The sequence below is a fragment of the Pseudomonas putida genome, from assembly GCA_041071465.1.
GTDB lineage: Bacteria > Pseudomonadota > Gammaproteobacteria > Pseudomonadales > Pseudomonadaceae > Aquipseudomonas > Aquipseudomonas putida_P.
On record CP163498.1, the window covers coordinates 1,565,238 to 1,587,123 of the forward strand.

Here is a 21,886-nt window from a genome sequence, read left to right on the forward strand (position 1 = left end):
GGACCGCTTTGCGGTCCCAACATGGATCGATCAGCGCGGGATAACAGGCTGACGTGGCTTCTTGTTGCCCTTGCCACCCTTGGCCGCTTCCTTGCGCTCCTTGGCCGCCTTCTCGTTTCGGGCAAACGCTTCGGCCTTGGCCTTCTCACGCTTGTCCCAAGGCTTGCTGCCATCGCTGGCACGCGGCGGCAGACCGGTGTGCTGGGTCAGGATCTTCTGGTCCTTGCCCACCTTGTGGCTACCCGCCGGCGTCGAGTTCTTGCGGCGCGCGCTCTGGTAGGTATCGCTCTGCGGCTGGTGCAGCGGGATCAGTTGGTGCTTACCCGGCCCGATCAGGTCGGCGCGGCCCATGCGCTCCAGCGCTTCACGCAGCATTGGCCAGCCTTTCGGGTCGTGGTAGCGCAAGAACGCCTTGTGCAGGCGGCGTTGCTCGTCGCTCTTGACGATCTCCACCCCTTCGCTCTTGTAGGTCACCTTGCGCAGCGGGTTCTTGCCCGAGTGGTACATGGCCGTAGCCGACGCCATCGGTGACGGGTAGAACGCCTGCACCTGGTCGGCGCGGAAGCCGTTGCCCTTCAGCCACAGGGCCAGGTTCATCATGTCTTCGTCGGTGGTGCCTGGGTGGGCGGCGATGAAGTACGGGATCAGGTACTGCTCCTTGCCCGCTTCCTTCGAGAACTTCTCGAACATGCGCTTGAAGCGGTCGTAGGTGCCGATACCCGGCTTCATCATCTTGTCCAACGGGCCACGCTCGGTGTGCTCCGGGGCAATCTTCAGGTAACCACCAACGTGGTGGGTCACCAGCTCCTTGACGTACTCCGGTGATTCCACCGCCAGGTCGTAGCGCAGGCCGGAGGCGATCAGGATCTTCTTCACACCCGGCAAGGCACGGGCCTTGCGGTACAGCTCGATCAGCGAGCTGTGGTCGGTGTTGAGGTTTTCGCAGATGCCCGGGAACACGCACGACGGCTTGCGGCAGTGCTTCTCGATGTCGTGGCTCTTGCAGGCGATGCGGTACATGTTGGCAGTCGGGCCGCCAAGGTCGGAGACCACGCCGGTGAAGCCCGGCACCTTGTCGCGCATCTCTTCGATCTCGTTCAGGATCGATTCGTGCGAGCGGTTCTGGATGATGCGGCCTTCGTGCTCGGTGATCGAGCAGAAGGTGCAGCCACCAAAGCAGCCACGCATGATGTTCACCGAGAAACGGATCATTTCGTAGGCCGGGATGCGCTCCTTGCCATAGGCCGGGTGCGGCACACGGGCGTAAGGCATGCCGAACACGTAGTCCATTTCTTCGGTGCTCATGGGGATGGGTGGCGGGTTGAACCACACATCCACTTCGCCATGCTTCTGCACCAGTGCGCGGGCGTTGCCTGGGTTGGTCTCCAGGTGCAGCACGCGGTTGGCGTGGGCGTAGAGTACCGGGTCGTTACGCACCTTTTCGAACGACGGCAGGCGGATCACCGACTTTTCCCGGGTCACGCTCGGGCTGTCGAGAATCTGCACCACCTTGGCTTCGTTCGGGTCTTCCTGGTCGCCCTTGGCCTGCTCGATGGCGCAGGCCTGGGTGTCCTGGGTGTTCACGTACGGGTTGATGATCTTGTCGACGCGGCCCGGGCGGTCGATACGGGTGGAGTCGATTTCGTACCAGCCTTGTGGTGTATCACGGCGCACGAAGGCGGTGCCACGCACGTCGGTGATGGTCTCGATCTTCTCGCCGTTGGACAGGCGCTGGGCCACTTCGACCACCGCGCGCTCGGCGTTGCCGAACAGCAGGATATCGGCGCTGGCGTCGATCAGGATCGAATGGCGAACCTTGTCCTGCCAGTAGTCGTAGTGGGCAATGCGGCGCAGCGAAGCCTCGATGCCGCCGAGCACGATCGGCACATGCTTGTAGGCTTCCTTGCAGCGCTGGCTGTACACCAGGCTGGCGCGGTCCGGACGGCTGCCGGCCAGGCCACCTGGGGTGTAGGCGTCGTCGGAACGGATCTTCTTGTCTGCGGTGTAACGGTTGATCATCGAGTCCATGTTGCCGGCGGCCACGCCGAAGAACAGGTTCGGCTCGCCGAGCTTCATGAAGTCGTCTTTCGACTGCCAGTTCGGCTGGGCGATGATGCCCACGCGGAAGCCCTGGGCCTCCAGCAGACGGCCGATGATGGCCATGCCGAACGATGGGTGGTCGACGTAGGCATCACCGGTCACGATGATGATGTCGCAGGAATCCCAGCCGAGCAGATCCATCTCCTCCCTGCTCATCGGCAGGAAAGGTGCTGGCCCGAAGCATTCGGCCCAGTACTTGGGATAGTCGTAGAGTGGTTTGGCTGCTTGCATGTCAGTGACCGGTTCTGGTGTGCAGGGAAATCGCGGGCGCGGAATATAGCACAAATTTTGACCAAATCCGACTGGATTCGTGGGGATTGATGAGCTGGGACGACAGTTGGGGGCGCGGGGTGTCGGCGATCACCGGCGCAGGCGGTGCCATCCTCCGCGCTGGATTCTTCGCGACTGAAGCCGCTCCCAGAGGTGTCCCTGCTAACCCAGTGAATTACGCGCTGCTACACGAAAACAGGCTTTATTCATCATCGAAGTTATACATACCCGGCGCCAAGTTATTGAAGCGGGTGTACTAACAGATAACCGGCTCTGATGTAATAGGAACTAGCAGGTGCGGGATATAGCACAAATTTTGACCTAATCCGACTGCAATGGCCGGCTGATCTCCCTCGAATGATCTGGCAATGTTGCCAGTTTCATCAACTTCCTGGCCCACCTAGCATTTAGGAAACACCCAACCCAGGAAGCAAGTGATGAAAATATTCTACGCGTCTCATCGCCCAACCCTATTGCTGGATGGCCGTGGATTCACCCGTATCTTCAATGCAGGGCCAGGCACCCTTACCACGCACCAGGAAAATCACAGCCGCTTGATCGGCAGTGAAATGTCCAATTCACCCTCTTGCACACTTGACCAAAACGGCCGCACCCAGCTGACCTTCAGTGCATACGGCGCTAGAGTCGACCACGGACAAATACCTGCCTTCAAAGGCGAGCTTGAGGATCTGGTCACCGGCCATTACCTGCTGGGAAATGGCTACCGCGCTTACAACCCTCATCTCATGCGTTTCAACAGTCCAGACAGCGACAGCCCATTCGCAAAAGGAGGGTTGAATACCTACTCATTTGCTCTTTGCGACCCGATCAACCGCCGTGATCCGACGGGGCACGCTTTCGAGTTCATTCGTAAGCTATTCGTCAACAAGACCTATCGCGGACCTATCGTGGCGGAGTTCGACGGAATTGTTGTTTTTACTGGGCAAGAACGACCGGACGGAAAATTACCCACCCTGTATATCAGCGCCCATGGCGCTCCAGGCGTGATAGGTGCTGACGGCACCAATATTTACGATGCAACACGCACTTTCAAGGCACTGACAAGCCGCAATATCCAGCTGCACAACAGGCAAATTCATGTACTTGCATGTGACACAGCTTTCCCCGACCCGCTTACCGGCAGCTCATATATCAGCGACCTAAGCGCCCTTACAAAGTTTCAAGTTTCTGGCTACGCGACCACAGTTGCAGTCGTGGAGCGCCGTCAAGGCAACGAATACATTGTAGAGAAACAAAGGGTGCTGCCGCACCATGGAATGACATCGACAAAGACCCGAGCGGGTAAAGGTAGAAAGCAGCAAGACGCCACTGACGACATTCAGGCTGAGATATCCAAGCGGATCAGGACCGCCTGAACATTGAGTCGCTCTAACGAGGCGAGCCTCTACCGACTCTTCTCATTCGTCGTCGTCGAAGTTGTACATGCCCGGTGCGAGGTTCTCGAAGCGGGTGTACTTGCCGATAAACGCCAGGCGCACAAAGCCAATAGGGCCGTTACGCTGTTTACCGATGATGATTTCCGCCACACCCTTGTGCTCGGTCTCGGGGTGGTACACCTCGTCGCGGTACACGAACATGATCACGTCGGCGTCCTGCTCGATTGCACCGGATTCACGCAAGTCGGAGTTCACCGGGCGTTTGTTCGGGCGCTGTTCCAGGGAGCGGTTCAGCTGCGACAGGGCGATGACCGGGCAGTTGAATTCCTTGGCCAGGGCCTTGAGCGAGCGGGAAATTTCGGAAATCTCGTTGGTGCGGTTATCACCGGAAGAGCCCGGGATCTGCATCAGCTGCAGGTAGTCGACCATGATCATGCCGATTTCACCGTGCTCACGCGCCAAGCGCCGCGTACGCGCACGCATTTCAGACGGGCTGATGCCGGCGGTATCGTCGATGAACAGCTTGCGGTCGTTAAGCAGGTTGACTGCCGAGGTCAGGCGTGGCCAGTCGTCGTCGTCCAGCTGGCCGGAACGAACCTTGGTCTGATCGATACGGCCAAGGGAGGAAAGCATACGCATGATCAGCGATTCACCTGGCATTTCGAGGGAGAACACCAGCACCGCCTTTTCGCTGCGTAGCACGGCGTTCTCAACCAGGTTCATGGCAAAGGTGGTTTTACCCATCGACGGACGGCCGGCGACGATGATCAAGTCGGCAGCCTGCAGGCCGCTGGTTTTTTCGTCCAGGTCGGTGTACCCGGTAGAGATACCGGTGATATCACTGTCGGAATTGAACAGCGTATCGATACGGTCGATGGCCATGGTCAACAGCTCGTTGACGCCTACCGGGCCACCGGTTTTTGGCCGAGCCTCGGCGATCTGGAAGATTTGCCGCTCGGCATCGTCGAGAATCTCTGCAGCGTTGCGCCCCTGGGGGTTGAACGCGTTGTCGGCGATGTCGGTACTGATACTGATCAACTGGCGCAGCGTAGCCCGTTCGCGAATGATCGCGGCGTAGGCCTTGATGTTGGCCACCGACGGGGTGTTCTTGGCCAGCTCGGCCAGGTACGCCAGGCCGCCTACCTGCGAGGACAGGCCTTCCTTGTCCAACTGCTCGTGCAGGGTCACCACGTCGAATGGCTGGTTGGCATCGACCAACTTGTGCACGGCGCGGAAGATCAGCCGGTGGTCATGCCGGTAGAAGTCACCATCCGACACCTGGTCCAGCACCCGCTCCCAGGCATCGTTGTCCAGCATCAGGCCACCGAGCACGGCCTGTTCGGCCTCGATGGAATGCGGCGGTACCTTCAGGGCTGCGGTTTGCAGGTCTAGCTGTTCGGAGGTGGTGATCTCGTTCATGGCCACGAAAGAATTCTGGAGGATGAAAAAGACAAAGGGCACGGCCTGTAAAAAACAGGACCGTGCCCGATGTTAACCGCCTGACTCGCAAGGAGCCAGCCAGTTAGCGCAGCTTAGGCAGCTACGACGACCACACGTACGGTGGCTTCAACGTCGCTGTGCAGGTGCACGGCTACGTCGTATTCGCCAACCTGACGGATGGTGCCGTTCGGCAGACGAACTTCAGCTTTGGCCACTTCTACGCCGGAGGCGGTCAGGGCGTCAGCGATGTCGTGGGTGCCGATCGAACCGAACAGCTTGCCTTCGTCGCCAGCGGTGGCAGTGATGGTCACTTCCAGCTCGGCCAGTTGGGCAGCACGGCTTTCAGCCGACGATTTCTTGTCAGCAGCTGCTTTTTCCAGCTCGGCGCGACGTTCTTCGAACGCAGCCAGGTTGGCGGCGTTGGCAACGGTGGCCTTGCCGAATGGCAGCAGGAAGTTACGGCCGTAACCAGCCTTAACTTTTACTTTGTCGCCCAGGTTGCCCAGGTTAGCGACTTTTTCCAGCAGGATCAGTTCCATTTGGTAAAACCTCTTAACTTTTAACCTTCACCGTTCGCGGAGTCATTCCCCTTGGGGGACTTGCGACCGCGAAAATCAATCAGGCTGTCGACAATGGCCAAAACCATCAGCAAGGGGTAAATCAGCTGCATGATCAGCGGCAGCGTCACGTACATGCCCACCAGCCAGAAACCAGCCAGTCGGCCCTGTGCCACCAGCCCATGCATCAAAGCGATGCCGGCCAGCACCAGAACCAGGCTTGAGGCCGATGCCAGGATGATGAACTGCGGCCCGATGAACGGGGCCACCACCATCACTGCCACCAAGACCGCCATGGTCTGTTTCGGCAACTTCAGCGCGCGAAACTCGCGACCGAAGCCTCCAGGGTTGTACAACGCTGCCTGCCAGTAGCGCGCCAGCACCAAGGCCAGCACACTGAACAACTGCACCGTCACTGCTGTGGAAGCGACCAGCACAGGGCGGATCAGCTCACCGGAGAGCACCGGCTGCCCCTCGATTTTCGGCATGGCTTCGGCAAACGCCTTGGCCAGCACATCGAAGGTTTGCGCCAGCGCCAGATCGAGCACGAGGCTGAAAGCCACGGCGAACACGGCACTGACCAGCAACACACGGCTCCAGGGATGCTCGGCACGCAACAGGGCGGCCAAGGCCACAGCACCCGCAATCACCAAAAAGGTGATGGGATCGCCCATGACCCATACGGCCAGCCCGGCCAGCAGGCCGCCGGCGATGACCGTTGTAGCATCCTTGAACCCACGCCGCAGCAGCACAAGGCTGCAGGCAGCGGCACTCAACCAGAACAGCAGCGGCAGTACCGCGCTGATGACCACCACCAGGGTGGCCTGCACACGACCGCGCATGATGAAACTTGCTAACGCTCGCATGCTAATCCCTTACTGCTTGTCGACGACCCGGTCTCAGCGGCCGTGGCTGTCGGTGTAGGGCAGCAGGGCCAGGAAGCGGGCGCGCTTGATAGCGGTAGCCAGCTGACGCTGATAACGAGCTTTGGTACCGGTGATACGGCTTGGAACGATCTTGCCGGTTTCGGATACGTAAGCTTTCAGGGTGTTGAGATCTTTGAAGTCGATCTCTTTCACGTCTTCAGCAGTGAAGCGGCAGAATTTACGACGACGGAAGAAACGTGCCATTTAATAGGCTCCTCTAAAGGTCCGTGGATTACTCGTCAGCGTTATCGCTGGAGTCGCTGTCATTGCTGTCGTCGCCTTCGGCGGAGTCAGCATGCTCAGGACGCTCACGACGCTCACGGCGCTCGCTGCGGTTTTCTTCAGCCTTCAGCATCTCGGACTGGCCGGTAACGGCTTCGTCGCGACGGATGACCAGGTTACGGATAACGGCATCGTTGTAGCGGAAGTTGTCTTCCAGCTCGGCCAGGGCCTTGCCGGTGCACTCAACGTTCAGCATCACGTAGTGAGCCTTGTGAACATTGTTGATTGCGTAGGCCAGTTGACGACGGCCCCAGTCTTCCAGGCGGTGGATCTTGCCACCGTCTTCTTCGATCAGCTTGGTGTAACGCTCAACCATGCCGCCGACTTGCTCGCTCTGGTCCGGGTGAACCAGGAAGATGATTTCGTAATGACGCATGAATGCTCCTTACGGGTTAGTAGTCTGCCAGCGAATCTGGTCAGACAAGGAGTGAATGACACTGTATGTCTTGCACGGAGGGGAGGCACATAAGCGCCTGCCAGCTCGGCAAGGGGCGCAATTGTAGAGAAGGCGGGGCGCACAAGCAAGGCAATTGGTGAATATTTGAACAGCCTGAAACATATTCAGAATGCGCCCGCCCCCACAAGCAATCCGCATTGCCAAAGGCAACAGTGAACCAGTGGGAGCGGGCGCGCTCGCGAAGACGGTGGAACTGGCTGAAGATCAGCGCTTGGCTTGACGCTGACGCACCGCTTCGAACAGGCAAACCCCGGTCGCAACCGACACGTTCAGGCTGCTGACGCTGCCAGCCATCGGCAATTTCACCAGAAAATCGCAATGCTCGCGGGTGAGACGGCGCATGCCCTTGCCTTCTGCGCCCATGATCATCACCAGGGGGCCGGTCAGGTCCTGCTGGTAGATCTCCTGCTCGGCCTCGCCAGCGGTACCCACTACCCACAAGCCACGCTGCTGCAGCTTTTCCAGGGTACGCGCCAGGTTGGTCACGGCCACCAGCGGGATCACTTCCGCCGCACCGCATGCCACCTTGCGCACAACCGGCGTCAGCGTTGCAGACTTGTCCTTGGGCACGATCACTGCCGTGGCACCCGCCGCATCGGCCGTGCGCAGGCAAGCGCCAAGGTTGTGCGGATCGGTGACACCGTCCAGCACCAGGATCAGCGGCGGCGTTTCAGTGCGCTCGAGCAACTCCTCGAGCATCAACTCGCCCCATACCTGGCTCGGGCTCACCTCGGCGACCACGCCCTGATGCACGCCCTCTACCCAGGCATCCAACTCACGGCGCTCGGCCTGGCCGACCGGCACGCGGTTCTCCGCGGCCAGCGCCAGCAAGGTTTCGAGGCGTGGCTCGCTGCGCCCTTCCGACAGCCAGATCTGCTTGACCCGCTTTGGATGGTGCTGCAGCAATGCCTGCACGGCGTGCACGCCGTAGATCTTTTCCAGCTGACTCATGACTTGCTCTTGCTCTTGCGTGGCGCGCCGGACTTCGGCGGGCCTTTACGGTGCTTGGTCGGTTTGCCGGACGGTTTGCCACCTTTTTCCGCCTTGCTGCCAGCGCTGCTGCGCGCGTCGGTCATCAGGGCTTTTTTCATCTCACGGCTTTTACGCACTTCAGCATTGCGCTGCACGGCATCCTTGGGAAATACGCTTCGGACGCTTCGCTTTTGCGGCTGCGCGGCTTGGGCGTGGCTTTCGCTTCGGCAACCGGCGGCTGCTCGGCCTTTTCGGTAGCCTGTGCGGCGCCGCGCTGCTTGCGGCCGATCGGTGCGGCGAGGGTCTTGTCCGACACTTCGAAGTCGATCTTGCGCTCGTCCAGATCGACGCGCATGACCTTGACTTCGATGGTGTCGCCCAGGCGGAAGCTGCGCCCTGTGCGCTCGCCGGACAGGCGGTGATGCACCGGGTCGAAGTGGTAACAGTCGCCCGGCAGCGCACTGACGTGCACCAGGCCTTCCACATAGATATCGGTCAGCTCGACGAACAGGCCAAAACCGGTCACCGCAGTGATCACACCCGGGAACGTCTCGCCCACACGGTCCTTCATGAACTCGCACTTGAGCCAGTTGACCACGTCACGGGTGGCCTCGTCGGCCCGGCGCTCGGTCATCGAGCACTGTTCGCCGAGTTGCTCCAGGGTGTTTTCGTCGTACGGGTAGATACGCGCCTTGGGGATGCTCATGGCACCGGCACGCTTGACGTGCGGGGTATCTACCTTGGAACGGATGATGCTGCGGATGGCGCGGTGCACCAGCAGGTCCGGGTAACGGCGGATCGGCGAGGTAAAGTGGGTGTACGCCTCGTAGTTCAAGCCAAAGTGGCCGTTGTTCTCGGTGCTGTACACCGCCTGGCTCAGCGAGCGCAGCATGACGGTCTGAATCAGGTGGAAGTCCGGGCGCCCGGCGATGCTCGCCAGCAGAGCCTGGTAGTCCTTCGGCGACGGGTCCTTGCCCTTGTGCAGGCTCAGGCCCAGCTCACCCAGGAAGGCGCGCAGCTTTTCCAGGCGCTCTGGCGGCGGGCCGTCGTGCACGCGGTACAGGGCTGGCACGCCATGCTTCTGCAGGAACTCGGCGGTGGCCACGTTGGCCGCCAGCATGCATTCCTCGATCAGCTTGTGGGCATCATTGCGTACGGTCGGGCGAATTTCCGCGATCTTGCGCTGGTCACCGAAGATGATGCGGGTTTCCTGGGTTTCGAAGTCGATGGCACCACGCGTATGACGCGCATCCACCAGCACCTTGTACAGGTTGTACAGGTTCTTCAGGTCCGGCACGACTTCCTTGTACTCTTCGCGCAGCGCTTTGCCCTCACGGGTACGGGCGTGCTCGAGCATGCTGCTGACCTTGTTGTAGGTCAGGCGGGCGTGAGAGTGGATCACGCCTTCGTAGAACTGATAGTCGACCATCTGGCCGGCTTTGTTCATGGTCATTTCACAAACCATGGCCAACCGGTCGACATGCGGGTTCAGCGAGCACAGGCCGTTGGACAGCTCTTCGGGGAGCATCGGCACCACACGCTCGGGGAAGTACACCGAGTTGCCGCGCTGCTGGGCTTCGACATCCAGGGCCGAGCCCAGGCGCACGTAGCTGGAAACGTCGGCAATGGCCACGTACAGACGCCAGCCACCGGAGAACAGGCGCAGCTTGCCCAGGGGCTCGCAATAAACGGCATCGTCGAAGTCGCGGGCGTCTTCACCATCAATGGTGACGAACGGCAGATGGCGCAGGTCGACGCGCTTCTCTTTATCCTTCTCCTCGACTTCGGAGCGGAACTTGCGTGCTTCCTTGACCACATCAGCAGGCCAGACGTGCGGGATGTCGTAGCTGCGCAGGGCTACGTCGATTTCCATGCCTGGGGCCATGTAGTTGCCGATGACCTCGACCACATCGCCTTGCGGCTGGAAGCGCGGGGTTGGCCAGTGGGTGATCTTGATTTCGACGAACTGACCGATCTTGGCACCGCCGTTACGCCCGGCGGTCACCAGCACTTCCTGCTGGATCTTCGGGTTGTCCGGCGTCACGTAGCCAATGCCGCCTTCTTCGAAATAGCGACCGACCACGCTCTCATGGGCGCGGGAAATGACCTCGACGATCACCCCTTCACGGCGCCCACGGCGGTCTGTGCCGGAAACCCGCGCCAACGCGCGGTCGCCATCGAAGGCCAGACGCATCTGCGACGGGCCAAGGAACAGGTCATCACTGCCATCATCGGGGATGAGGAAACCAAAACCGTCGCGGTGGCCGGAGATACGGCCGCAGATCAGGTCCAGCTTGTCCACCGGGGCATAAGTGCCGCGCCGGGTATAGATAAGCTGGCCATCGCGCTCCATGGCACGCAGGCGGCGGCGCAGGGCTTCGATCTGGTCTTCCTCATACAGACCAAACTCTTTCGCCAGCTCCTCGCGGGCAGCGGGTTCGCCACGGTCGGCGAGGCGCTGCAGGATCAGCTCACGGCTGGGAATGGGGTTGTCGTATTTTTCCGCTTCGCGAGCGGCCTCGGGATCGAGGGATTGCCAATCGGCCATCAGAAGGGGTTCACCTTGGGGTATATAGATAGGAATTCTGGCATAGGCGTATTGAAACCGGAAATGTCTGCCTTGGACAGCCCCCGCTGCAGTGCATAGACAGCCGTAATAGGCCTGTGGAATCAACAAGTTGAATTTTTTGATTTTTTTTTGATTGGGGGCTTTACAGCCTTGGGGAGCGTCCGTATAGTGCGCACCACAACGACGGACAACCCCGAAGTTGTAGTAGAGATGAACGGCGCTGTAAAGCATCTTGTAATCTCGAATGTGTGCCCAGGTGGCGGAATTGGTAGACGCGCTGGTTTCAGGTATCAGTGACCGCAAGGTCGTGGAAGTTCGAGTCTTCTCCTGGGCACCAAATATTTTCAAGTAACAGATGACCAAGGATCTGTTACTACTGTGTGAAAGCGAACGATAGTCGCCTTCTGCAGATGATGTAAAGCTTTGCCCAGGTGGCGGAATTGGTAGACGCGCTGGTTTCAGGTATCAGTGACCGCAAGGTCGTGGAAGTTCGAGTCTTCTCCTGGGCACCATACAAAAACCCACTAGCTTGCTAGTGGGTTTTTTCTTGCCTGCGTTTTGTGCATCCCTCCCCTTTCGGCCATTGGTGCAAACCCATTTCGACGGTTACACCATCGTCTGACCATGAATTTCTCGTCACCCGGCCACTTGAGAAACGATTTCGTTTACCATTGTTTCCAAATATGTAGCCGTAAGCGAGGAAGTACCCGCATGACGATCCGCCCGCAACCGCTGATGCGCACCTTGGCCGCCGCCGTGCTGAGCCTGGTCATCGGCGCTCCGGCCGCCATGGCAGACGCACCGGTCAGCCTGACCATGTACAACGGTCAGCACAAGGAAATCGGCGAAGCCATCGCCAAGGCCTACGAGGCCAAGACCGGTATTCATATCGACATCCGCAAGGGCAGCAGCAACCAGCTGGCCAGCCAGATCATCGAGGAAGGCGACCGTTCGCCGGCCGACATCATCTACACCGAAGAGTCCCCACCCCTGAACAACCTGGGCGAACTGGGCCTGCTGGCCAAGATCGACGACGCCACCGCGAACATGATGCCCAAGGAGTACGTTGGCGCCAACGGTACCTGGATGGGTATCACGGCCCGTACGCGCATCGTGGTGTACAACCCGAAGAAGGTCGACGAAAAAGACCTGCCAACCACGGTGATGGACTTCGCCAACCCTGAGTGGGAAGGCCGCGTCGGCTACGTGCCCACCAGTGGTGCGTTCCAGGAGCAGGCCGTGGCCATTCTGAAGATGCATGGCCGCGAAGCCACCGAAGAATGGCTGACCGGCCTGAAAGCTTTCGGCAAGACCTACACCAACAACATGGTCGCCCTCAAAGCCGTGGAAAAAGGCGAAGTGGCGGCGGTCCTGGTGAACAATTACTACTGGTACGCGCTTGAACGCGAGCGCGGCAAGCTGGACACCAAGCTCTACTACCTGGCCGACGGCGATGCCGGCAACCTGGTCACCATCTCTGGCGCGGCCGTGGTCAAGGCCAGCAAGCACCCGAAAGAAGCCCAGGCTCTGCTCAACTGGATGGCCAGCGAAGAGGGCCAACGCGTGATTACCCAGACTACCGCCGAGTACCCGCTGCACAAGGGCATGGTTTCGGACCGTGGCCTGAAGCCGTTCAACGAGCTGCGCCCGCCGAACATCTCGCCAGCCGACCTGGGTAATGCCGAAGAAGCCATCGAGCTCGAGCGCGAGGTCGGTCTGCTCTGATGACTGCCGCCCTGTCCGAACCGGCGCCGGTACGCTTCGTTCCGCGCCGCAAGCGCCCGTCCATCTGGGTGGTGCTGCCTGTGCTGTTCCTGGTGGCGATGAGCTTGCTGCCACTGGCTTACGTCGCCATCAAAGCCTGGGAAGCAGGCTGGCGCGAAGCCTTGCACCTGCTGTGGCGGCCCTTTGTCTGGGGGCTGATGCGCAACACCCTGATGCTGATGGTCGGGGTGACACTGACCTGCATGGTGGTCGGCCTGGCGCTGGCCTGGTTGCTGGAGCGCAGCAACCTGGCCGGCCGTCGGCTGTGGGGCGTGGTGTTGTGCCTGCCGTTCGCCGTGCCATCGTTCGTCAGCAGCTTCACCTGGGTGTCGCTGAGCTCGAACTTCGAAGGCCTTGGCGGGGCGATCATGGTCATGGCCCTGTCCAAGTACCCGCTGGTGTTCCTGCCTGTTGCCGCGACCCTGCGCAACCTCGACACCTCGCTTGAGGAATCGGCGCGCACCCTGGGCTGCAGCCGCTGGGGCGTGTTCAGCAAGGTCACCCTGCCGCTGCTGTGGCCGTCGATGCTCGGTGGTGCGCTACTGATTGCCCTGCATATGCTGGTGGAGTTTGGCGCGCTGTCGATCCTAGGCCTGCAGACGTTCACCACGGCCATCTACCAGCAGTTCGAACTGGAGTTCAGCAATGCCAACGCGGCCATGCTGTCTGCTGTGCTGCTGGCGATGTGCCTGGTGATGCTTTGGTTGGAACTGCGCGTACGCGGCAAAGCCCGCCATGTGCGCATCGGCCAAGGCGTAGCGCGGCGCGCGCAACCCGTGCGGCTGCGGGGCTGGGCGGTGCTGGCGCAGCTGTTCTGCATTGGCCTGGCAGTGCTGGGCAGCGGTATTCCGCTGGCCATGCTCGGCTACTGGCTTAGCGTCGGTTCATCGGCAGCGTTCCCGGTGGCAGCCATTTCCAAGGCGCTGTTCACTTCGCTGTCGGTGTCACTTGGCGGTGCAGGTTTCTGTGTGTTGCTGGCCCTGCCGATCAGCTTCCTGGTGGTACGTTACAAAGGTCGCCTGGCGATCTGGGCCGAGCGCCTGCCGTACCTGTTGCACGCCCTCCCCGGCCTAGTGATTGCCCTGACCTTGGTGTTCTTCGCCCTGCACTACGTGCCGGCGCTGTACCAGACCACGGCATTGCTGCTGCTGGCTTATGCGCTGCTCTTCTTGCCATTGGCCCAGTCGCCAGTGCGCACCGCGCTGAACAAGGCCTCGCCGACGCTGGAGGAAGCCGCGCGCACGCTGGGTGCCAACAGCTTCGCGGCGTTCTGCCGGGTGACCTTGCCAATCATCTTCCCAGCCATGGCGGCAGCGTTTGCGCTGGTGTTCCTGGATGCCATGAAAGAGCTGACCGCTACCCTGCTACTGAGCCCGACCGGGATGACCACCCTGGCGACCGAGGTATGGGCACACACCGCCAACGTCGAATTCGCCGCAGCGGCGCCTTATGCGGCATTGCTGATTGTGGTGTCGGGGCTGCCGGTTTATCTGCTGACCACGCGGATGTACCTGAACAAGGCATGAGTCGTGTAGCCCTCATCACCTGCAAGGCAGCGATGAGGGCACCCCAGCCATCACGCGATATTGCGCAGCATGCGCCGCACGATTGGCCCGTGAGCCATGCCGACAGGCAGCATGTAGTAGCGACCGAAACGATTGAAGCACTGCACCGAGGTGGTGACGCTAAGGCGCTGCCGGCCTTGCTCTGCTTCATCCAGGTCCATGCTCACCATGACCGCCAAGTGCGTGTCACGTGAAGTCAGGACCAGTTGCTGGTCGCTGATCGCCTCAACGGTGAAGAAATCCAGAAGCCCACCCACTACCGGAGCCCGCTCGGGGTTAAGTGACGAGAAGCCGTGGATAGCAGCGACGTTGAACCGGCGCGAGATGAAGTCGCGCAGGCGGAAGGCTGCAGCCAACCAGCCCGGCACGTCCGAGGTCATGGCGTAATAGGCCTTGATGGCAGTCATTGGCGCAGTGACGTTTATGCCATCGCTATGAAGAAAATCCAGCTCCGCCGGAGCGGCGACCAGTTGGGCGGACATGAACAACTCCTTTTGTCACGTGTCGCCGCCATCATAGCAATGCCGCCCACGGAGTAACGGCCCTGTGTGCCGCTCCCACAACGCTCACCTTATGCCCTGAATTGTCCCAGGCTTGCCCGCAATTGCGCCGCCAAGTCATCCAGCACCTTGCTGCTGGCCGTGGTCTGCATCACCACCTCAGCCGAGCGCTCAGCCTGGGCATGGATGGTTTCCACCCGGCCACGCACCGCCTGCGCGCCATTCGCCTGCTGCTCAGCAGCGCGGGTAGCAAGGCCAATGGCCGCATGCACCTGCTCGACCGCCGCCTGCACCGACTGTTGCCGGCGTTCGTTGTCACGCAGCACCAGCAACCCTTCGCTGGCCTTGAGCCCGGCCTGGCTGATAGTCGCCACTGCTTCCTTGGCGCCCTTCTGCAACGCGGCAATATGCGCCTGGATATCCCCGGTGGAGCTTTGCGTCTTGCTCGCCAGCGCCCGCACTTCGTCGGCTACCACGGCAAAACCGCGCCCGGTTTCACCAGCTCGGGCCGCCTCGATGGCAGCATTCAAGGCCAACAGATTGGTCTGCTCGGCGATGCCATGGATCACTGTCAGCACCACTTCGATCTGCTCACTCTGCTTGGCCAGCCGCTCGATCACCTGGGAGCCGGTATTCACTTGCCCGGCCAGGTTCTCGATCAAGCCGGCGAGCTGGGTCGAGGTGCGACTGTTCTCGTCAGTGGCCTGGCGGATATCCACCACCTGCTGCAAGGCCGCCTGCATCGCATGGCTTTCGGCCTGAGCCTCATCGGCCATGCTCGACAGGTCACGCAGGCTAGCCGCCACTTCATCGCGCTGCAGCGCAGCAGCGGCATCGGCACCCGCATTGCGCTGGGCCATTGCACCAATTTCCACGCCGGTGCGCTGCGCCACTTCACCCGCCTCGCGCACGATCGGTTGCAGCTTGTCGACAAAGCGGTTCACCGCCGAGGCCATGTCGCCAATTTCATCGCGGCTGTCGAGCGGCACACGCTTGGTCAGGTCACCTTCACCGGCCGCCAGATCGTCCAAGGCGCCAATTAACAAACGCAGCTTGCTCAACACTCGACGACCCAGCACTAAAGCCACCACCAACAGTACGCCCAGGCCAACCAGCACCAGGCCCAGACCGATGCGCCAGCGCAGCTCGGCGGCGGCTTCGCGCACGGTCTGCGCGGTATTGGCCTGCATTGCGGCCGCGCTGCCTTGGGCTTTCTCCAGGCGTTCGCGCAGGGTCTTGCCACTGTCGGCAGCAGCGCCGACCAGGCTGTCACCAACCAGCTGTTCACCACTGGCGATCAGTGCCGCAAAGCGTTGATCCAGGGCTTTGAGCTCCTGATCGATACCGGCCGTGGAAACCCCCATCACCACCTTGCCGATTTCTGCGCCATTGGGGTTGATCGAGGCTTCGACAAAGTACACCGCCTGGTCGCGCCGGGCGGCGTCGATCACCTTGTCCAGCGCACGTTCGCCCTGGCCCTTTTCCATCAGCGCCTGATTGATCGGGTTTTGCCGGTTGAGGTAGCGGGTCAGGTGCTGGCCCTGGGCGTCGTCGTACACCACGAACAGCACGTTAGGGTTGCGCTGGGCGCGCCGGGCGAAGTCGGAGAGTACCGGCACATCGTTGTCCCAGATCGCCCTAGGCGCAACCGAAGCCAGTAGCTCGGCCATGTCGTTGGCGGAGTCCTTGAGGTTCTTTTCCAGGGTGTTGCGCAGTTGCTGCTGTTCGCTTTGCAGGCGTTCCGACAACCCTGCACTCAGGCGCTGACGGGTGCTGCTGGACAGGCCGTCGAGCCCCGTGCGCACATCTTGCCCAGCTTGCTCCAGGTCGCTGGCGAGCTGGCGGCTGTCATTGCCCAGGCGCTCGCCAAGGTCGGCCTCCAGAGCAGTGACTGTGCTTCGGGTAAGCGCAACGGCCACCAGCACCTGCACCAAAAGAGCGATACCAAGGGCAACAAACACAGGCCGCAAGAGGCGGCTTCGTAACAGTGAGAGGATGGCAGACACGGTGTAACCCTCGTGTTTTCTGGCGCCACTATTTTGATGGCATCTACAGAAACTTCTTACAGCAAGGGTTGTGCCGGAGGCAGCAGGGATAAACGCCAAGGTTCAGCAAGGCGGTTACCTGCCCCACAAATGAAAACGCCGCAGCCCCTTTCAGGGCCACGGCGTCAGATCAGCCTGGAGGGCAGATCAGGCGAACGGGTGACGCAGCACGATGGTCTCGTTGCGGTCCGGGCCGGTCGAAATGATGTCGATCGGTGCGCCGACCAGCGCTTCGATGCGCTTGATGTAGTCACGCGCAGCTTGCGGCAGCTCTTCCAGGGTTTTCACGCCCAGGGTCGACTCGCTCCAGCCTGGCATCTCTTCGTACACCGGCTCCAGGCCAATGTAGCTGTCGGCGTCGGAAGGCGCGTCGATGACCGCACCGTTCTCGTTCTTGTAGCCCACGCAGATGTTGATGGTTTCCAGGCCGTCCAGTACGTCCAGCTTGGTCAGGCAGATGCCCGAGATGCTGTTGACGTCGATGGCGCGACGCAGGATCACGGCATCGAACCAGCCGCAACGACGGGCACGGCCAGTGGTGGAACCGAACTCGTGGCCACGCTTGGCCAGGGTAGCGCCGGTCTCGTCGAACAGCTCGGTCGGGAACGGACCGGAACCTACGCGAGTGGTGTAGGCCTTGGTGATACCCAGGATGTAGTCCAGGTACATAGGACCAACGCCGGAACCGGTGGAGATACCGCCAGCAGTGGTGTTGGAGCTGGTGACATACGGGTAGGTACCGTGGTCGATGTCCAGCAGCGAGCCCTGGGCGCCTTCGAACATGATGTCCTTGCCGGCGCGACGCAGGTTGTGCAGCTCGGCGGTGACATCGAGCATCATCGGCTTGAGCTGTTCGGCGTAGGCCATGCACTCATCCAGGGTTTGCTGGAAGTCGATGGCCGGCTCTTTGTAGTAGTTCACCAGCTGGAAGTTGTGGTAGTCCAGCAGTTCACCCAGCTTGGCAGCGAAACGCTCGCGGTGGAACAGGTCACCCACGCGCAGGCCGCGGCGCGCGACCTTGTCTTCGTAGGCTGGGCCGATGCCACGGCCGGTGGTGCCGATCTTGGCTTCGCCACGGGCTTTTTCACGGGCCTGGTCCAGGGCCACGTGGTACGACAGGATCAGCGGCGCAGCCGGGGAGATGCGCAGGCGCTCGCGCACCGGTACGCCCTTCTCTTCCAGCTTGGTGATTTCACGCATCAGTGCGTCCGGGGCAACGACCACGCCGTTGCCGATCAGGCACTGTACGCCTTCACGCAGGATGCCGGACGGAATCAGGTGCAGAACGGTCTTCTCACCGTTGATCACCAGGGTGTGGCCCGCGTTGTGGCCACCTTGGTAGCGCACTACGGCGGCAGCATGTTCGGTCAGCAGATCGACGATCTTGCCTTTGCCCTCATCACCCCACTGGGTGCCCAGGACGACGACATTCTTACCCATTACATTGGTCCTCATTCACGCAAACTTGGTTGCCGGCCTGTTGCCGACGCAGAAACTCACTGGGCCAGCGGCAGAACCTGCCAGCGCCCGTCTTGCTGAATCAATTGCCGATCACAATCCGCCTCGAGAGCAGCACTCAACGGCTGGCCAGGCAAAGCCTGGACCACACGCTGGCCCTCGTTGCGCAACTGGCAGACTTGCTGCCAGAGGGCCGCGTCGCCACTGTCCGGCATCCAGATGCCGCCCGTAGGCAATACGACCTCCGCTCGCCCCAGTGTGACCAGGGTCTTCAAATCCGTGGAGAAACCGGTGGCCGGGCGTGCCCGGCCAAAGTCGGCGCCGATGTCGTCGTAGCGCCCGCCCTGGGCGATCGATTGACCCTCGCCCGGCACGAACACGGCGAACACCACGCCAGTGTGATAGTTGTAACCGCGCAGTTCGCCGAGGTCGAAGTACAGCGGCAGGTCGGGGTAGCGCGACGCCAGGCGATCAGCGATCGCCAGCAGGTCGTCCAGCGCCGCCAGCACGCTGGCCGGGGCACGGCCCAGGCGCACGCGGGCGTCGGCCAGCACTTCACGGCCACCGCACAGCTCGACCAGTGCGCGCAGCATGTTGCCCAGATCCTTCGGCAGGTCAGCGGTCAGCGCCTGCACTTCATCGACGGCCTTGCGCTGCAGGGCGTCGAACAGCTGCTGCTCGACCGCGCCGGACAGGCCGGCAGCACGGGCCAGGCCGCGGTAGATACCGACGTGGCCCAGGTCCATGTGCACGTCCGGCACATCGGTCAGTTGCAGCGTGGCAAGCATCAGGCTGATGACTTCGACGTCGCTGGTCGGGCTGGCATCGCCATACAGTTCAGCGCCCAACTGGATCGGGCTGCGCGAGGTGGACAGTGCACGCGGCTGAGCGTGCAGCACGCTGCCGGCATAGCACAGGCGGCTCGGGCCTTCACGGCGCAGGGTATGGGCGTCGATACGCGCCACCTGCGGAGTGAAGTCGGCGCGGAAGCCCATCAGGCGGCCGGACTGCGGGTCCACTACCTTGAAGGTGCGCTGATCCAGGTCCTGGCCGGCGCCGGTGAGCAGCGACTCCAGGTACTCGATATGCGGGGTGACGACCAGTTCGTAGCCCCAACTCTGGAACAGGTCCAACACCTGGCGACGCGCGATCTCGATGCGCGCAGCCTCAGGTGGCAGTACTTCCTCGATGCCATCTGGCAGCAGCCAGCGGTCTACCGTTGCCATTACGCCATTTCCCCTCTGGTCCGGGCGGCTTGCCAGCAGGCGAGCCGTCAGTAAAGCCGGTATCGCGCACAGCAGCGGGCAGCACTGATCCCAGCGCAGCCACCGTACCCGACACCCTCGAATTGCCTTGCGACCTGACCAAACCGTCAACTGGCGCGGTGCCAATCAACCTTGCAGACGCAAAAAAGCCGGGAAATTTCCCGGCTGCCTCATCATACACCCCTTTTCATTCAGGATGCACCCCGCCTGGTGTTTTAGCTGCCAGGCGGGCGCCGCTGCATTAAAATCAGGGCCTGAGCATCACGGCTTGCTCTTGTCCAGGTAACGGAAGAACTCGTTCTTCGGGTCCAGGACCAGCACGTCGCTCTTGCTCGAGAAGCTTTCGCGGTATGCCTGCAGGCTACGGTGGAACGCATAGAAATCAGCGTCCTGGCTGTAGGCCTTGGCATAGATGGCGGCCGCCTGGGCGTCACCATCACCGCGGGTTTCTTCTGCTTCGCGATAGGCCTCGGCCAGCAGCACACGGCGCTGACGGTCGGCATCGGCACGGATACCTTCAGCCAGCTCGTTACCTTTGGCACGGTGCTCGCGGGCTTCACGCTCACGCTCGGTGCTCATGCGATCGAACACGCTGCGGTTGACTTCCTTCGGCAGGTCGATGGCCTTGACGCGCACGTCGACCACCTCGATACCCAGCTCCTTGTTGGCCATGCGGTTCAGCGATGCAGTGATGTCAGCCATCAGTGCGTCACGTTCACCGGAAACCACCTCGTGCAAGGTACGTTTACCGAACTGGTCACGCAGGCCGCTTTCCAGACGACGCGACAGACGCTCGTCGGCGATCTGCTTCATACCGGACGTGGCAGTGTAGAAGCGCTCGGCATCCTTGACGCGCCACTTGGCGTAGGCGTCGACCATCACGGCTTTCTTCTCCAGGGTCAGGAACCGCTGGGTCGGGGCGTCGAGGGTCATGAGGCGGGCGTCGAACTTGCGCACCTGGTTCACGTACGGAATCTTCACGTGCAGGCCAGGCTGAACGTCCGCCTGGACCACCTTACCAAAGCGCAGCAGTACCGCACGTTCGGTCTGGGACACGATGTAGAAGCTGTTCCAGGCCACGATGGCCAGGACCACGGCGGCGATCAGGGCGATCAGCGATCTATTGCTCATCAGCGGCTCTCCCTAGTACGCAGCGGCTGCTGTTGCTGTTGCATGTCCTGCGCCGCACGGGCGGCCGCATCGTTGACCGATGGCGACACAGTGCTGCTTGGCGTGGACGGGTTGCGGCTGCCTTCGACCATCTTGTCCAGTGGCAGGTAGAGCAGGTTGTTCTGCCCGTCCTTGGTCGCCACCATGACCTTGCTCGAATTGCTGTAGACCTCTTGCATGGTCTCCAGGTACAGACGCTGACGGGTCACGTCAGGTGCCTTGTGGTACTCGGCAACCAGCTTGGTGAAACGGTCGGCCTCACCCTTGGCGCGGGCGATGACTTCGTCGCGGTAACCGTTGGCGTCCTCGATGATGCGCTGGGCCTGACCACGGGCTTCCGGCACCACGCCATTGGCGTAGGATTCGGCCTGGTTGCGGGCACGCTGCTCGTCTTCGCGGGCACGGATCACGTCATCGAAGGCTTCCTGCACTTCACGCGGGGCTGCCGCGCTCTGTACGTTGACCTGGGTAACGGTGATACCGGTACGGTAGTTGTCGAGGAAGCGCTGCAGACGTTCGCGGATATCCACGGCCATCTGTTCACGGCCTTCGGTCAGCACCTGGTCCATCGAGGTGGAACCCACCACGTGGCGCAAGGCACTGTCGGTCGCGTGCTGCAGGCTCACCTCAGGCTGGTCGACGTTGAGCACGAAGTCCTGAAGGTTGCTGATCTTGTACTGGACGGTCAGCGGCACCTCGACGATGTTCTCGTCTTCGGTCAGCATCTGGCCCTGCTTGGTATAGGCACGCTCGCGCGTGACGTTTTCCATGTACTTGCGATCGATCGGCGGGAAGTAGATGTTCAGGCCGGGACCGACCGTCTCGTAGTACTTGCCGAAGCGCAGCACCACGGCCTGCTCCTGCTCGTCGACCACGTACACGGCGCTGTACAGCCAGATGGCCGCCAGTACCGCCAGGCCAATGCCCAGCAGGCCCAGGCCACCGCCCTTGCCGACATTGCGGTCACCGCCGCCACGTTTTTTGCTACCGCCGAACATGCCGTTGAGGCTGTCCTGCAGTTTGCGGAAGGCCTCGTCCAGATCCGGCGGACCTTTTTGTCACCACCACCGCCACCGCCACCACGGCGGCCGCCCCAGGGATCCTGATTGTTCGAGTTGCCACCCGGCTCGTTCCAAGCCATAGCGCTCT

Annotated in this window: 15 protein-coding genes, 2 tRNA genes and 2 pseudogenes; 5 read left to right on the plus strand and 14 right to left on the minus strand. The window is 61.4% G+C overall.

Going from position 1 to position 21,886, the window contains the following annotated elements; translation table 11 throughout:
* Positions 1-30 precede the first annotated feature (30 nt).
* Positions 31-2,331 (minus strand): YgiQ family radical SAM protein, encoded by a 2,301-nt coding sequence (locus AB5975_07310; protein XDR21651.1) that lies wholly within the window; start codon positions 2,329-2,331, stop codon positions 31-33.
* Positions 2,332-2,807: 476 nt separating this feature from the next.
* Here AB5975_07310 and AB5975_07315 point away from each other — a divergent pair, with 476 nt between their 5' ends.
* On the plus strand, positions 2,808-3,746 hold the full coding sequence (locus AB5975_07315) for an RHS repeat-associated core domain-containing protein (GenBank protein ID XDR21652.1): 939 nt from the start codon (positions 2,808-2,810) through the stop codon (positions 3,744-3,746).
* Between the two features lie 42 nt (positions 3,747-3,788).
* On the opposite strand, the gene dnaB is transcribed toward AB5975_07315, so the two are convergent.
* The 7 genes and pseudogenes from dnaB to rnr all read right to left on the minus strand — a co-directional run bounded on the left by dnaB (position 3,789) and on the right by rnr (position 10,949).
* Positions 3,789-5,186 (minus strand): replicative DNA helicase, encoded by a 1,398-nt coding sequence (gene dnaB, locus AB5975_07320; GenBank protein ID XDR21653.1) that lies wholly within the window; start codon positions 5,184-5,186, stop codon positions 3,789-3,791.
* Between the two features lie 113 nt (positions 5,187-5,299).
* Positions 5,300-5,746 carry a 50S ribosomal protein L9 gene (gene rplI / locus AB5975_07325; protein XDR21654.1) on the minus strand — a complete coding sequence of 149 codons (447 nt, stop codon included), beginning with the start codon at positions 5,744-5,746 and terminating at the stop codon, positions 5,300-5,302.
* 20 nt (positions 5,747-5,766) lie between these two features.
* Complete coding sequence (locus tag AB5975_07330; protein XDR21655.1) at positions 5,767-6,630, minus strand: hypothetical protein; 864 nt, start codon at positions 6,628-6,630, stop codon at positions 5,767-5,769.
* A 33-nt stretch (positions 6,631-6,663) separates the two neighbouring features.
* Positions 6,664-6,894: a 30S ribosomal protein S18 gene (rpsR, locus tag AB5975_07335; protein XDR21656.1), complete on the minus strand. Its 231-nt coding sequence runs from the start codon at positions 6,892-6,894 to the stop codon at positions 6,664-6,666.
* Positions 6,895-6,922: 28 nt separating this feature from the next.
* Positions 6,923-7,348 (minus strand): 30S ribosomal protein S6, encoded by a 426-nt coding sequence (gene rpsF, locus AB5975_07340; GenBank protein XDR21657.1) that lies wholly within the window; start codon positions 7,346-7,348, stop codon positions 6,923-6,925.
* Between the two features lie 285 nt (positions 7,349-7,633).
* Positions 7,634-8,380, minus strand: coding sequence for a 23S rRNA (guanosine(2251)-2'-O)-methyltransferase RlmB (gene rlmB, locus AB5975_07345; GenBank protein ID XDR21658.1), 747 nt, complete (start codon positions 8,378-8,380; stop codon positions 7,634-7,636).
* Positions 8,377-10,949: pseudogene (gene rnr / locus AB5975_07350) on the minus strand (ribonuclease R). The gene rlmB and the pseudogene rnr overlap by 4 nt, the downstream one beginning before the upstream one ends.
* Before the next feature lie 271 nt (positions 10,950-11,220).
* On the opposite strand from rnr, the gene AB5975_07355 reads away from it, so the two are divergent.
* From AB5975_07355 to AB5975_07370, 4 genes are all read left to right on the plus strand, one after another.
* Positions 11,221-11,307 (plus strand) — tRNA-Leu (locus AB5975_07355).
* 88 nt (positions 11,308-11,395) lie between these two features.
* A tRNA-Leu gene (locus AB5975_07360) sits at positions 11,396-11,482 on the plus strand.
* 199 nt (positions 11,483-11,681) lie between these two features.
* Positions 11,682-12,695 carry an extracellular solute-binding protein gene (locus AB5975_07365; GenBank protein XDR21659.1) on the plus strand — a complete coding sequence of 338 codons (1,014 nt, stop codon included), beginning with the start codon at positions 11,682-11,684 and terminating at the stop codon, positions 12,693-12,695.
* Positions 12,695-14,260, plus strand: coding sequence for an ABC transporter permease (locus AB5975_07370; GenBank protein ID XDR21660.1), 1,566 nt, complete (start codon positions 12,695-12,697; stop codon positions 14,258-14,260). Before AB5975_07365 ends, AB5975_07370 begins: the two co-directional genes overlap by 1 nt.
* 50 nt (positions 14,261-14,310) lie before the next feature.
* Here AB5975_07370 and AB5975_07375 read toward each other — a convergent pair whose 3' ends face one another.
* The 6 genes and pseudogenes from AB5975_07375 to hflK all read right to left on the minus strand — a co-directional run bounded on the left by AB5975_07375 (position 14,311) and on the right by hflK (position 21,878).
* On the minus strand, positions 14,311-14,781 hold the full coding sequence (locus AB5975_07375) for a DUF2867 domain-containing protein (protein XDR21661.1): 471 nt from the start codon (positions 14,779-14,781) through the stop codon (positions 14,311-14,313).
* An 89-nt stretch (positions 14,782-14,870) separates the two neighbouring features.
* Positions 14,871-16,805 carry a methyl-accepting chemotaxis protein gene (locus AB5975_07380; protein ID XDR21662.1) on the minus strand — a complete coding sequence of 645 codons (1,935 nt, stop codon included), beginning with the start codon at positions 16,803-16,805 and terminating at the stop codon, positions 14,871-14,873.
* Between the two features lie 186 nt (positions 16,806-16,991).
* Positions 16,992-18,284, minus strand: coding sequence for an adenylosuccinate synthase (locus AB5975_07385; protein XDR21663.1), 1,293 nt, complete (start codon positions 18,282-18,284; stop codon positions 16,992-16,994).
* 56 nt (positions 18,285-18,340) lie between these two features.
* The gene (locus AB5975_07390) at positions 18,341-19,528 is read right to left on the minus strand and encodes an ATP phosphoribosyltransferase regulatory subunit (protein ID XDR21664.1); all 1,188 of its coding nucleotides are present in this window, start codon (positions 19,526-19,528) and stop codon (positions 18,341-18,343) included.
* Between the two features lie 300 nt (positions 19,529-19,828).
* Positions 19,829-20,698 (minus strand): protease modulator HflC, encoded by an 870-nt coding sequence (gene hflC / locus AB5975_07395; GenBank protein XDR21665.1) that lies wholly within the window; start codon positions 20,696-20,698, stop codon positions 19,829-19,831.
* Positions 20,698-21,878: pseudogene (hflK, locus tag AB5975_07400) on the minus strand (FtsH protease activity modulator HflK). The gene hflC and the pseudogene hflK overlap by 1 nt, the downstream one beginning before the upstream one ends.
* Positions 21,879-21,886: the final 8 nt, after the last annotated feature.

Coding starts and splice junctions, on each gene's coding strand:
- AB5975_07310 (XDR21651.1), bottom strand. CDS start 2,331: ATGCAAGCAGCCAAACCACTCTACGACTATCCCAAGTACTGGGCCGAA.
- AB5975_07315 (XDR21652.1), top strand. CDS start 2,808: ATGAAAATATTCTACGCGTCTCATCGCCCAACCCTATTGCTGGATGGC.
- dnaB (XDR21653.1), bottom strand. CDS start 5,186: ATGAACGAGATCACCACCTCCGAACAGCTAGACCTGCAAACCGCAGCC.
- rplI (XDR21654.1), bottom strand. CDS start 5,746: ATGGAACTGATCCTGCTGGAAAAAGTCGCTAACCTGGGCAACCTGGGC.
- AB5975_07330 (XDR21655.1), bottom strand. CDS start 6,630: ATGCGAGCGTTAGCAAGTTTCATCATGCGCGGTCGTGTGCAGGCCACC.
- rpsR (XDR21656.1), bottom strand. CDS start 6,894: ATGGCACGTTTCTTCCGTCGTCGTAAATTCTGCCGCTTCACTGCTGAA.
- rpsF (XDR21657.1), bottom strand. CDS start 7,348: ATGCGTCATTACGAAATCATCTTCCTGGTTCACCCGGACCAGAGCGAG.
- rlmB (XDR21658.1), bottom strand. CDS start 8,380: ATGAGTCAGCTGGAAAAGATCTACGGCGTGCACGCCGTGCAGGCATTG.
- AB5975_07365 (XDR21659.1), top strand. CDS start 11,682: ATGACGATCCGCCCGCAACCGCTGATGCGCACCTTGGCCGCCGCCGTG.
- AB5975_07370 (XDR21660.1), top strand. CDS start 12,695: ATGACTGCCGCCCTGTCCGAACCGGCGCCGGTACGCTTCGTTCCGCGC.
- AB5975_07375 (XDR21661.1), bottom strand. CDS start 14,781: ATGTCCGCCCAACTGGTCGCCGCTCCGGCGGAGCTGGATTTTCTTCAT.
- AB5975_07385 (XDR21663.1), bottom strand. CDS start 18,284: ATGGGTAAGAATGTCGTCGTCCTGGGCACCCAGTGGGGTGATGAGGGC.
- AB5975_07390 (XDR21664.1), bottom strand. CDS start 19,528: ATGGCAACGGTAGACCGCTGGCTGCTGCCAGATGGCATCGAGGAAGTA.
- hflC (XDR21665.1), bottom strand. CDS start 20,698: ATGAGCAATAGATCGCTGATCGCCCTGATCGCCGCCGTGGTCCTGGCC.